Source organism: Streptomyces sp. NPDC017529, assembly GCF_044329785.1.
Taxonomy (GTDB): domain Bacteria; phylum Actinomycetota; class Actinomycetes; order Streptomycetales; family Streptomycetaceae; genus Streptomyces.
Genome location: NZ_JBIRJY010000008.1, coordinates 67,291 through 79,635, shown reverse-complemented (window position 1 = coordinate 79,635; position 12,345 = coordinate 67,291). Strand labels below are relative to the sequence as shown.

Genomic DNA, 12,345 nt, shown 5'->3' with positions numbered 1-12,345 from the left:
AGGGTAGACGGAACCACCGACAGCCCCTCAAGCGTTGTGCAGCGCATGAGAGACGCGGGGGAGGCCGGGCAGGCGGCCGGCGGTGGTTTCAGCAGGCGGGCCCTGCTGCTGGGCGGCGCGGGCACGGTTCTGGCAGGCGGCGCCGCGTACGCGCTGTACGACGAGGTGGCGCGCTGGTGGTGGCGGCTGCCCGGCCGGAAGAAGCCGCGGACGGACGGCGCGGTGGACTTCGCCTCGGCGCGCTGGGTCCCGGCCGCCCCGGCGAACTGGCGGCAGGCCGACCGCCCGGACGACTACGTGATCGACCGGGTCGTCATCCACGTCGTCCAGGGTGGCTACACGGACGCCCTGCGCGTCTTCCAGAGCCCGGCGCACGGCGCCGCCACGCATTACGTGGTGCGCAAGGACGGGGTGGTGGCGCAGACGGTCCGGGAGCTGGACGTGGCGTACCACGCGGGCAACCGCGCGTACAACGAGCGGAGCATCGGCATCGAGCACGAGGGCTTCGTGGACCGCCCGGCGTCCTTCACCCCTGCCATGTACGCATCATCAGCGCGGCTGACCGCCGGGGTCTGCCGGCGGTACGGCTTCCCCGCCGACCGGCAGCACATCGTGGGCCATGTGGAGGTACCGGGCACCGATCACACGGATCCGGGGCCACACTGGAACTGGAGGCTCTACATGGACCTGGTACGTGCCGAGCTGCGCGGACCGTCCCCGGAACCGCGGGCGTGACGCGGGGCCGCCGGGGCGGCCGGGCGCCGCGCGGCGCCCCTCGTGGAACGGACCCGCATGGTGTACGACAAGGCCCCGGCCGCCGGACCCCGCTCCGGCCGCGCCGGTGACGGCACCGCATCCGGCCTCGCCGAGGACCGCACCTTCGGCCGGGTCCTGCTGGACCTGGACGCCGCAGCCGGCCTGCTCACGGTGCGGGGCGAGCGGGTGGCGGCGGCCGAGCTGCGCCGCGCGCCGGGCGCGCCGGCGGCCGAGCACGTGCCGGTGGGCACCCGCGACGGCGCGTACCTGCACCTGTCCGTCGACGGCCGGCCGGCGCACATCACCCCCGCCAAGGGGCGGCCGATCCGGCGCTCGCACCGGGTGTGCGTGATCTACGGCGGCGCCGTGTACCGGCTGCTGCCGGACTCGCCCAACGGGAGCCGGCTGGTGAAGGACGGCCGCCGGATCGCGGACTTCTCCTCGGACGGCGCCGGGCACGTCTGGGCCGACTGGCACCCGGACGTGGCGCCGCCGCTGCCCGAGGACGCGGCGGTCGGGTACGCGCTCGCCGCGGGCTTCGGCACGGGCGCCGAGCCGACGTGGCGGCTGCTCCTCCGCGCGCTGCTGGACACGGTGTGGTGATCCCGGCCCCGGGCCCCGTCAGCTGAGACCCGCGCTGCGCGCCCGTTCCACCACCGGCCCGATCGCCTCGGCCAGCGCCGCCACGTCCGCCTCGGTGGACGTGTGCCCGAGCGAGAACCTGAGCGTGCCGCGGGCCAGGTCCGCGTCCGTGCCCGTGGCGAGCAGGACGTGGCTGGGCTGGGCGACCCCCGCGGTGCAGGCGGAGCCGGTGGAGCAGGCGATGCCCTGGGCGTCCAGGAGGAGCAGGAGGGAGTCGCCCTCGCAGCCGGGGAAGGAGAAGTGCGCGTTGGCGGGGAGCCGCCCCGCCGGGTCCGGGTCACCGCCGAGGACCGCGTCGGGGGCCGCGGCGCGCACCGCCTTGACGAGGTCGTCCCGCAGGGCGCCGATGTCCCTGGCGAACTCCTCGCGGTGCGCGACGGCGTGCCGGGCGGCGGCGGCGAAGGCGGCGATGCCGGGGGTGTCCAGCGTGCCGGAGCGCACCTGCCGCTCCTGGCCGCCGCCGTGCAGCACCGGGACGGGCGCGTACTCGCGTCGCAGGAGGAGCGCGCCGACCCCGTACGGTCCGCCGATCTTGTGCGCGGAGACGGTCATCGCGGCCAGTCCCGAGGCGGCGAAGTCCACCTCCACCTGCCCGAACGCCTGGACCGCGTCGGCGTGCAGCGGAATGCCGAATTCCGCCGCCACCGCGGCCAGTTCGCGGACCGGCATGATCGTGCCGATCTCGTTGTTGGCCCACATCACGGTGGCGAGGGCGACGTCGTCGGGGTCGCGGGCGACCGCCTCGCGGAGCGCGTCGGCGTGCACCCGCCCGTACGCGTCGACGGGCAGCCATTCGACGCGCGCGCCCTCGTGCTCGGCGAGCCATTCCACGGCGTCCAGGACGGCGTGGTGCTCGACGGGGCTGGCGAGGACGCGGGTACGGGCCGGGTCGGCGTCCCGGCGGGCCCAGTACAGGCCCTTGACCGCGAGGTTGTCGGCTTCGGTGCCGCCCGCGGTGAAGACCACTTCACTGGGGCGCGCGCCGAGCGCGGAGGCGAGGGATTCCCGCGCCTCCTCGACGGCACGGCGGGCTCGCCGACCCGCGGCGTGCAACGAGGACGCGTTGCCGGTGACGGTCAGCTGGGCGGTCATCGCCTGCACCGCCTCCGGGAGCATCGGGGTGGTGGCGGCGTGGTCGAGGTAAACCATGGTGCGCACGATTCTACGAGCAGGCGCGGGGGCGCATACCGGGCGCGTAGAGGCTCGCTTCCACGCCCCCACCCGCACCGCGCGCCAGGGACCGCCGCCGTGCGGACTTCCCGTGGAGCCCTCGACGCCACTGTAAGGAGTATCTACGGTTACGGTCATGACACAGTGGTGTGTGGACCGTACGTATCGCAGCTACGGCGCCTCCGAGATGTCCGCGGGGCAGGACGTGTCCCTCTCGCGGCAGGCCGAGGCCTTCATCGGACTGCTCGGCCACTGGGGGCTCACCGACCGGGAACCCGCCGTCGTCGCCCATGACTTCGGCGGCTACGTCGCGCTGCGCGCTCACCTCGTGCACGGCGTGCGCTACCGGCGCCTGGCCCTCCTCGACGCGGTCGCCCTCACCGGCTGGGGCTCCCCCGCGTACCGCCTGTTCGGCAGCCACACCGACGTCTTCACCCAGCTGCCGGCCGGCCTGCACCGGGCGCTGGTGACGGAGTACCTCTCCTCGTCGAGCCACCCGGGGCTGCACCCGGCCGTCCTGGAACGGCTCGTCGAACCGTGGTGCACCGAGGAGGGACAGGCCGCCTTCTACCGGCAGATCGCGCAGAACGGCCTGCACCTCACCGCGGATCTCGACGGGCGGTACGGCGAGGTGACGGCGCCGACGCTGGTGTGCTGGGGAGCCGACGACGTGTGGCTGCCCGTCAAGTGGGGGCACGACCTCGCGGCGGCGATCCCCGACTCCCGGCTGCACCTCTTCGAGGGAGCCGGGCACCTCGTACAGGAGGACGCCCCGGCGGAGCTGGCCGCGGTACTCGGGGCGTTTGCCGCATAGGGCCCTCACGCCCCGCCCGGCTCCAAGGGCAGCCGCAGCCGGGACCGAAAAGCGGACGCGTCGGGCACGTCCACGGTGTCGTACAGGGCGCGCGCCTCGCGCCGGCGCTCCTGGGCGCGCGTCTTCTCGCCCCGCGCCTCCAGCGCGTCCGCCAGCAGGCTCAGCCCGCCGGCCGTCCGCCGGTCGCCACCGGCCTCCGCGAGCAGCCGTACCGCTTCCTCCGCGGCCTGCACGGCGGCCTCCGGACGGCCGGTGGCGAGGTGCGCCTCGGCGGTCCTGTGGTGGGTCAGGCCCACCCAGAGCCGCTGCCCGGCCTCCTCGAAGGCGGGCAGCGCCTCCTGGAGTGCGCGCAGCGCGTCCCCGTGGCGGCCCGCTTCGGCCTGCGCGACGGCGAGGAAGTACAGGCCCTTGCCGAGGCGGCGCCCCTGCCCGGCCGCGCGGTAGATCCGCACGCTCCGCTCGGCCAGCTCCGCGCCCCGCTCCGGGGCGCCGTCGGCGACGTGCAGCCGGGACCGTTCCACCAGCACCGCGGCCTCGCCGAGGGCATCGCCCTGCACCTGGCAGTGGCTCATGGCCAGGGTGAAGTGCTGCCCGGCGTCGGCCCTGCGCAGCGCGACCGCCGCGGTGCCGCGCACCAGCGGGGCGCGGCCGCTGGTCACCGGGTCGCCCGCGTCGAGCCCCAGCCGGTACGCGTGCCGGGCCTCGTCCTCCGCTTCGGCGAACCGGTCGGTCGCCAGGCAGACGCGGGCGCGCGCCAGCCGGGCCCGCGCCTCCGCGCGCTTGTCGCGTCCGGCGACGGCGCGGGCGGTCACGGTCAGCGCGGTCCGCTCGTACCGGTCCGTCAAGCGCCCCGCGCCCAGCAGGGGTTCGAGGAGGAGCAGCGCGTCGGCGCACCGGGCGGCGTACGCGCCCGACGGCAGTTCCACCGTCTGCCGGATGACGGAGAGCGCTCCGGCCCCCTCCGCCGCCCACCAGTCGGAGGCCGCGCCGCGGTCCGCGAGCGGGAGGGCCGTGACGGGGGTCGCGGGAGCGGCGGTCCGGCCGAGCAGCAGGGCGCCGGGCGCGTCGAGGCCGTACGCCCGGTGGGCGGTGAGCAGGTACCAGTCGAGCAGCCGGGACAGCGCGGCGTTGCGGTCCTCGGGCGAGGTGTGCCGGGTCAGGTCCTCGTACGCGAAGGAGGCGAGCGCCTCGCGGTGCCGGTAGCGGCCGGGGGCCGAGGCCTTCAGGAGGCCGGTGTGCACGAGGGTGTCCACATGCGCCTGGACGGCGGCGGGTTCGAGGCCGGTCAGGGCGGCCACGGCGTCGGCCTGCAGGTCGGGACAGTGCGGCAGCGCCGGCATCCGGAAGACGGCGAGCGCCGGCGGGGGGAGGTCGTGGGTGAGGCGCAGCGCGGTGCTGTTGATCATGGCTTCGGCCGCCGCGCGGTCCGCGGCGCCGTCCAGCAGCAGTTCCGCCGCCACCGCGTCGACGGCGGCCTCCGAGCAGCCGCACGCTTCGAGCGCCGCGCGCGCCGCCCCGCGGCGGGCCGCCAAGCGCTCCTCCCCCACCCGCAGCGCGAGGAGTTCCAGCGCGTCGGTGGCGCTCAGGGACTCCAGGTGCAGGGACAGGACGCCGGTCAGGCCGGCCGGCGGCCGTTCGCGGCCGACGACCAGTGCGGCGCCCGTGACGTCCGGGAGCAGGGGCAGTACGGGCACGATGTCGCGCACGTCGTCCAGGACGACGACCAGGCGCAGGTCGCGGACCGCGGCCCGGTAGAACTCCACCCGCTCCTCGCCGGACGCGGGGATCTCCTCGGCCCGGTAGCCGAGTTGGCGCAGCAGCACGCCGGCCAGGTGCGGGACATCGGCTTCCGGATCACCGTCCGCCGGCATGCTCGCGTACAGCCGCCCGTCGGGGAACCGCTCCTGCACGGCGTCGGCCACCTGTGCCGCCAGGCTCGTCTTGCCCACGCCCGCGCCCCCGGAGATGACACCGGCGTTGCGTACCGCGGGCCGCTGCCGGGTGAGGTGCTCGACGAGCTGCCCGGCCTCGGCCGCCCGGCCGCCGCCCGCCCGGTCCTGCCGCGGCCCGTAGCGGCCGGCCCGCAGCAGGCTGCGCAGCCCCGGGGAGACCGGTTCGTCGCGCACCAGGGCGAGGGCGAGCAGTTCGCGGGTGCGCTCGCGGGCCGGGTCCAGGTACAGCAGCCAGGCCAGCGCCTCCTCGGCCGCGGCGTGCCGGCCCAGGCGCAGTTCCGCCTCGGTCCGGTCCTCGACCAGGGTGCGCCGCCGGTCGGCCAGCCGCCGGGACTCCGCGCGCAGGTACGGCCCCGGCAGGCCCGCCAGGGGTTCGCCGCCGCGCCACAGGGCGACGGCCGAGTCCAGCAGCTCGTCGACGCGGGCCCAGTCGCGGACGGCGCGCGCCTCGCGGGCCGCCGCGACCAGGTCCTCGGCCTCGCGCACGTCCACGTCGATCCTGGTCCCGGCCTGCCGGCGCAGCGCGTATCCCCCGTCCTCGCCGATCAGGACGTGCGCGTCGGCGCCGAGGGCCTTGCGCAGCCGGGACGCGTACGTGCGCAGGGCGGCGTGCGCGGTGGGCGGCGGGTCGTCGCCCCACAGGGCTTCTACGAGGTCGGCCTCAGGGACGAGGCGTCCGCCGCGCAGCGCGAGCACGGCGAGCAGCGCGCGCTGCTGCGACGTGCCGGTCGCCAGGTCCTCGCTGCCGCGCAGCATTCGCACCGGGCCGAGCACGGTGACACGCAGGGGCTCGCGCGGCGCCCGCGCGGCCGCGGCGATCCCCTCGGCCGTGGCCCGGTCCCGGGCGAGCGCCTGGAGTTCGCGCAGGCGGGCGCTGGACGGGTCGTGGGCGAGCAGCTCGGCCAGCTCGGCCAGCACCTCGGCGTGGCGGCCCAGCCGCAGGTCCGCCTCGATGCGGTCCTCGACCAGGGTGCGCCGCCACTCGGTCAGCCGGAGCCGCTCCGACTGCGCGTACGGGCCGGGGAGCCCGGCCAGGGGCTCACCGCGCCACAGGGCGAGGGCCGCGCCCAGCAGGGTGCGCGCGCGGGCCCAGTCCCCCGCGTCCCGGGCCGCGCGCGCCGCGCGTTCGTGGCCCTCGGCACGCTCCAGGTCCACGTCGATCTCGGTTCCGGCGTCGCCGCGCAGGGCGTAGCCGACGCGCTCGCGGATCAGGACGTGTTCGTCCTCGCCGAGTGCCTTGCGCAGCCGTGCGACGCTGTGGTCCAGCGACGAGCGGGCGCCGCGCGGCGGGCTGCCGCCCCACAGGGCGCCGAGCAGCTCGGCCTCGGAGGCGACGCCCTCGTGGCGCAGCAGCAGGGCGGCGAGCAGCGCCCGGTCCAGGCGGGCCGGGATCTCTATGCGCTGGTCTCCCCGCCACAGCCGCACCGGCCCGAGCAGGGTGCAGCGCAGCGGTTCGCGCCAGTGGTCGCCGGGCAGCACCGGCGGGGGCGGGACGGCGGCCGGGGCCTCCACCGGGGTCCGTACGGTGGCCTCGGGACGATCCGCGACTCCCGTGCCCGCACCGCTGCCCGCCTCGCCGGTCCCGCCCGCCACACTGCCGCCCAGCCGTTCCAGCACCGGGCTGGCCAGCACCGCGAACGCCTGCGCCGACTCCTGGAGCCGCAGCTCGCCCGTCTCGTCGGCGACCAGGGCCGGGAAGTCGGGCAGCCGCCCCATGTACGGCTCCAGGGCCCGCCCGACCGCCTCGACCACCGCGAGGGACTGCTGGGTGCCGAGGCCGCTGAAGAGCAGTTCGCGCACCCCGGGCCGGAAGTCGTAGACGGGCCGTCCCGGGCCGGCGCCCAGCGGCCGGCCGAACGCGCCGAGGGACCGCGGCCCGCGCACGTCGCTCACGCGTTCCAGCAGCCCGCCGAGGAGGATCTCCGCGACCTGGGTCGGCCCGGCGTCGCTCATCGTGGCGGCCCGCACCAGCTGCATCAGGGGCACCGTGAGCGGGTTGATGGCGGAGAGGCGTACGGCCAGGCGGTACGACTCGGGCGAGAACGCGCCCCGGAAGTGCGCGACCAGTTCCTCGGCCGAACCGGCGGGCCGCGGCGGGTCCTGCTCCGGATCCTCGCCCAGCAGCACCGTGTCGACCAGGTGCGGCACACCGGGCCGGGTGAGCAGCGCGGTCCACTGGCCGAGCCCGCCGGCCGTGAGCGGGACGACGGGCAGCGCGACCGTCCCCGGTTCCTCGGCCTCCGGGTCCGGCTCGCCGGTCAGCGGGTCGAGCACGGTGATCCGGCCCGGGCACGCGAACTCCGCCGGGGCGGTCAGCAGCCGGGGCTGCGCGTCCAGCGCGGTCCCCCGCCACAGCCGCCGCGGCAGCGGGTGCAGCACCGTCACCGGCCCGTACCGGCCCCAGCCGCGCACGGCACGCGCCGCGTCGGGAGTCCGCCAGCCCGCGCTGGTGCCGTCGGTCAGTACGAAGGTCAGGGTGGGCCCGGCGGTCCACGGCAGCCGGCCCAGCACGGCCATCTCCCGGGGGTCGAGGGCGCGCACCCGCACACTGCGGAAGATGCCGCTGCGGTCGAGCAACGCGCGCGTTTCGGCGGCCAGTTGGCTCCACACCTGCATCGAAGGCGCGTCGTCGACCAGCAGGACGGCGGACCAGCGGTGCTCCCGGTCCGGCCGGGAGACCACGTCGAACAGCGCGGTCTCCGCCGCGAGCCGCACGGTGGCCTCCACGTCGGCCACCCGCCGGTGGGGGTGCGGCTGGGACCGGCGCAGCGGGCGCAGCGCGCGGGACAGGTGCTGGGGCCTGGCGAGCGCGCGGCGGCCGGGCGCCCGCGCGGGCCGGGCACGCCGGCTGCGTACGCTGCCGCCCTCGCTGCCCATCGCGTACAGGGACCGCTGGGACGGCAGGGCGCTCGCGGGGCCGGGCGCGCCCGCTGCCCCACCGGCCTCCCGGGCACCGTCCGGCTCGTCCGTACCGTCCGCCTCGCCGGAATCCTCGCCGCTGCCGTCCCCGCTGCCGGCAGCGGGGCGCGCGGCCGCGTCCGGACCGCCGTCCGGCCCGCCGGAGGACGCCTCGTCCCCCTCCCCCGGCGTACCGTCGGAGCCCGCCGCCTGGCGCCGTTCGCCCTCGCGCACCGCGCGCGCGAGCCACAGCACGTCCAGCAGTTCACCCGCGCCGAGGTCGTAACCCTGGCCGGCGAGGATCTGCCGCAGCCGGTCGATCATGGCGACATGGGCTCGTCGAGGCGGTGCATGACGGCGGACAGCAGCTCGTCCTTGGTCAGGTCCGCGCCGGTGATGCGCAGGTGGACGGCGGCCAGCAGCTGGTCGGTGGCGAGCGTCTCGGTCTTGGAGCGCTGGAGGAAGCCGTCGATCAGGTCCTCGGCCTCGGCGAGCGCCTGCGGCCCCAGGTTGTGGGCGACGATCTCGCGCAGCCGTTCGGGCGTCGGGTCGGGCAGGTCGAGGCGGACGCAGCGGCGCAGGAAGGCGGGCGGGAACTCCCGCTCACCGTTGCTGGTCATCACCACGACCGGGAAGTGCTCGCAGGAAACGACGCCGCGGTGCACCCGCACCCGCTCCCGGCTCCCGTCGGTCAGCACGTGCACGTCCTGGTGCTGCTCGGAGAGCCGGGCCAGCTCCGGGATCTCGAACTCGCCCTCCTCCAGGACCACCAGCAGGTCGTTGGGCAGGTCGATGTCGGACTTGTCCAGCTCGTCGACGAGCAGCACCCGGGGGCGGTCGGTGGCGGCCAGCGCCGTGCCCAGCGGGCCCAGGCGCAGGTAGTGGCCGATGTCGGTGGCGGAGGTGCCGCGGTGGTCCTTCAGGCGGCGCGGCGCCGTACGGGCACCCTCGCGCTCGCGGCGCAGCGACGCCTCGCGCAGCCGGCCCACCGCGTCGTACCGGTACAGCGCGTCGCCCAGGGTGGAGCGGCTGTTGACGGACCAGCGCAGCACGTCACCGAGCCCCAGCTCCCCGGCGATGGCGCGGGCCAGCGAGCTCTTGCCGGTGCCCGGGCGGCCGGTGACCAGCAGGGGGCGGTGCAGGTGCAGGGCGGCGTTGACGACGGACACCTCGTTGCGGTCCATCAGGTACGGCGTCGGCGCCTCGGCCCTTCTGCGGGCGGCGGCGAAGTAGCGCCACGGCGGTGCCGCGGGCAGGGGCGCGGGGCCGCGGAACACCCACCAGCCCTCGGGCTCCGGCCCGCCTTCCGGGCCGTGGTCGGGTGTGCTCTGTCGGGCCACGGGTCGTTCTCCTTCGTGCGTGCTCGCTTGCCGCGTCATGGCTGGGTCAGTACCCAAGCGTCGGGGGCCAGTTGCGGAGGCCGGTGGTCGGGCGCGTCGTACATCAGGGAGAGCTGCCGCCCCCGGTGGCTGGTGCACGACACCTCGGCCACCGCCTTGGCCCGTTCCAGCCGTACCGTCTCGGGGAGCTGTGTGTGGTGCCCGCCCTCGACCAGTTCGAGCAGTCCCGCGGCGATGCCCTCGCCGTGGTCCTCGCGGTGCCACAGGACCGTGTGGACGCCGGCCTGGACGCACTGGCGCAGCAGCACCCCGTGGTGGCGCGGCTCGCAGCACACGATCACCGTGCCCACCTCGGGCTGCATCTCCAGCCGGGCGCGGGCGACCTTGCGGTCGGTGCAGCCGTGGTCCAGGACGAGGCTGCGGGCGCCGTCCAGCGCGGCGGTGCGCCGCTTCCACCCGGCGTAGCTCTCGCGGGAGCGCCGGGCGGTGCGGATCACCACCCGGCGGGTGAAGCCCAGTTCGAAGGGCCCGTCCTCGTCGCTGTCGAAGGACTCCCAGCGGTCCACCGGCAGGCCGAGCCAGGCGGCGGGCAGGAAGAACTCCACGAGCGCGGGCTCGGGGTCCTCCCGGATCTCGTTGACCAGGACGCGGTGGATGTCGTCCACGACCTGTTCGCTGGTGACCTCCGCGTCCTGGGCCAGCACGAGCTGGTGCGGCGCTTCGCCGCCGCTCCAGGCCCAGACCTGGTACGTGTAGTGCTGGCCGGTGGCGGTGGGCAGCAGCTCCACCTGGACGCGCGGCACCCGGGACAGGCCCGCGCCGCCCGGCGGCCGGGCGCCGTCCGGCGAGGCGGCCACGGTCACCGCGGCGCCCCGGACCCCGGCCCAGCCGCCCGCGTGCGCGCCGCCCGGGTGCGCCGTGTGGTGGCCGCCGGCGGCCGCCCGCCGCTCCGCCGCCGCGGCCCGCGCCCGTTCCGCGCGGTAGCCCCGCACGTCCGCCGCGTACTGGCGTACGGCGGCCACGTCCACGCCCAGCCACCCGGCGGCCCGCTCGGCCCAGGCCGCCAGGTCCTCGGCCGGGTCCGTGTCCGCCTCGGCCTCGTCGACGCCGATGCGCACCACGCCTTGCAGCAGCGGCGGCATGGGCTGGGAGCCGTGCGCCTCGAAGCCCTCCAGGATGTCCACCGCGTCGGCCAGGCCGGTGACCGCGGGCAGCTCGATGGCGTGCGGCAGGATCACGGTGAGCAGTTCCTGCGGGTCCGTGCGGCCGCAGTGCGCCAGCAGCCCGGCCAGGCCGCGCCGCTGGCCGAGGGTCAGGCATTCACCGGGGCTGACGGCGCGGGCCGCCCTGCGCAGCCGTTCCCACTGGGGCCCGCCGGCCGCGGGAGCGTATTCGCGTACGGCCTGGAGCAGTTCGGGTACGCCGCGCCGGACGCCGACGGCCAGGCCGACCAGCCGGTCGAGGTCGGCGCCGGGGCCCAGGGGCCGCCGCCGCAGCCGGGAGGCGAGCAGTTCCTCGCAGGCGCGCACCGCCTCCGGGCCGGTCAGAACGGCCTCCAGGGCGGCCAGCAGTTGCTGGACGCCGCGCCGGGCGGCGGGCACCACGGGCGGCGGCAGCCCGGGCAGTCCGGCCTCGACCGCCGGGACGCTGATCGCGTACATCGTGGTGGCGGGGGCCGCGCCCGCGGGCCGGGCGCCGGCGGCGGTCTGCAGGTCGGCGACGACGATGCCGACGACGGCCTGCCGTTCGCGGTCCCACAGCGGCCCGCCGCTGAACCCCTCCCTGACCTCGGTGCCGCCCACCACGTCCAGCGCGATCCAGGGCGGCGCCGAGACCCGGGGCACCGCGCGCACGGTCGGCAGCGGATGGCCGCTGGCCCACAGGGCGATGACCTCGTTGCCGTAGGCGTGCTGGAGGAAGGGGGCCGGTTCGGCGCCGGGCGGGGCCGGCGCCGGCAGCCGGAGCACGGCCAGGTCGCCGTGGTAGGGCAGCGCGCCGGGCGGCACGGGGCCGCTGCCTTCGGCCGCCGTCGCGCGCGGCGGGCTCCACAGCGCCGGGTCCACCCGCGCGGCCAGGTCGCGATCGGGCGCGACGTGCGGCAGCCGGACGCGGACCGTGCGCGCCGGGCCGGGCGGCGTCTGGTCGTAACGGGCGCGGCCTAACGCGCTGTTGACGACGTGCGCGCAGGTCAGGATGGCATCGTCGGCGATCAGGACGCCCGCGCCGACCGCCCGTCCGGCGTCCCGCACGGAGACGAAGGAGCGGTACAGCGGCTGATCCACGCCGGACACCACCATGCCGTCCTCAGGTCGTACTGCCGCTGCCGAGGTTCCAGGTGGCGGAGACCTTGAAGCTGGCCTCGCCGTTGCCGGAGAAGACCCCCAGGCTCAGGTCCGAGCCGAGGGTGACCCCGAACTCCACCGTGACCTCGTCGGGCCGGTGGTCGCCGGCGGCGAGCGAGCGGTGGATGCCGCCCAGCACGGTGCCCAGCGGCCGCAGCGCGCCCTCCAGTGTCTCGCCGCCCCGGGTCAGCGCCCGCGCGACCCGGCCGTCCACGCTGACAGGACGCGCGTGGCCGTAGCCGTCCGGCAGCTCCAGTGCGGCGTCGCCGGCGTCCTTGTCGGCGGGCTCGCCCACGGGCAGCGTTGCGCTGCTCCGCCCGTCCGCGTCGACCGGAGCCAAGTGCAGCCAGACGACGGTGCCTTCGTCAGTGCTCAGTGGCATGTCCCCCATGTGATCAGTCTGGCACGTCACGGGGGCTGCCGCTCCCCTT

General features: G+C 76.7%; 8 protein-coding genes. 3 read left to right on the top strand and 5 right to left on the bottom strand.

Going from position 1 to position 12,345, the window contains the following annotated elements:
• The first annotated feature begins 45 nt into the window (after positions 1-45).
• Positions 46-735, top strand: coding sequence for an N-acetylmuramoyl-L-alanine amidase (locus ACH4K4_RS21710; RefSeq protein ID WP_398169300.1), 690 nt, complete (start codon positions 46-48; stop codon positions 733-735).
• Between the two features lie 57 nt (positions 736-792).
• Positions 793-1,359 (top strand): hypothetical protein, encoded by a 567-nt coding sequence (locus ACH4K4_RS21705; RefSeq protein ID WP_398169298.1) that lies wholly within the window; start codon positions 793-795, stop codon positions 1,357-1,359.
• An 18-nt stretch (positions 1,360-1,377) separates the two neighbouring features.
• Here ACH4K4_RS21705 and ACH4K4_RS21700 read toward each other — a convergent pair whose 3' ends face one another.
• Positions 1,378-2,547 carry a cysteine desulfurase family protein gene (locus ACH4K4_RS21700; RefSeq protein WP_398169613.1) on the bottom strand — a complete coding sequence of 390 codons (1,170 nt, stop codon included), beginning with the start codon at positions 2,545-2,547 and terminating at the stop codon, positions 1,378-1,380.
• Positions 2,548-2,704: 157 nt separating this feature from the next.
• Between ACH4K4_RS21700 and ACH4K4_RS21695 the strand changes: the two genes are divergently transcribed.
• Positions 2,705-3,382 (top strand): alpha/beta fold hydrolase, encoded by a 678-nt coding sequence (locus ACH4K4_RS21695; RefSeq protein WP_398169297.1) that lies wholly within the window; start codon positions 2,705-2,707, stop codon positions 3,380-3,382.
• A 5-nt stretch (positions 3,383-3,387) separates the two neighbouring features.
• Here ACH4K4_RS21695 and ACH4K4_RS21690 read toward each other — a convergent pair whose 3' ends face one another.
• Genes ACH4K4_RS21690 through ACH4K4_RS21675 form a run of 4 tightly spaced genes read right to left on the bottom strand, consistent with a single transcriptional unit; the run spans position 3,388 to position 12,296 of the window.
• Positions 3,388-8,556, bottom strand: coding sequence for an SAV_2336 N-terminal domain-related protein (locus ACH4K4_RS21690; protein WP_398169296.1), 5,169 nt, complete (start codon positions 8,554-8,556; stop codon positions 3,388-3,390).
• Positions 8,553-9,572, bottom strand: a complete 1,020-nt coding sequence (locus ACH4K4_RS21685; RefSeq protein WP_398169295.1) for an AAA family ATPase — start codon at positions 9,570-9,572, stop codon at positions 8,553-8,555. Before ACH4K4_RS21685 ends, ACH4K4_RS21690 begins: the two co-directional genes overlap by 4 nt.
• A gap of 35 nt (positions 9,573-9,607) precedes the next feature.
• Entirely contained in the window at positions 9,608-11,854 is a 2,247-nt protein-coding gene (locus tag ACH4K4_RS21680) for a trypsin-like peptidase domain-containing protein (RefSeq protein WP_398169293.1), read from the bottom strand.
• 22 nt (positions 11,855-11,876) lie between these two features.
• Complete coding sequence (locus tag ACH4K4_RS21675; protein WP_398169292.1) at positions 11,877-12,296, bottom strand: CU044_2847 family protein; 420 nt, start codon at positions 12,294-12,296, stop codon at positions 11,877-11,879.
• Positions 12,297-12,345: the final 49 nt, after the last annotated feature.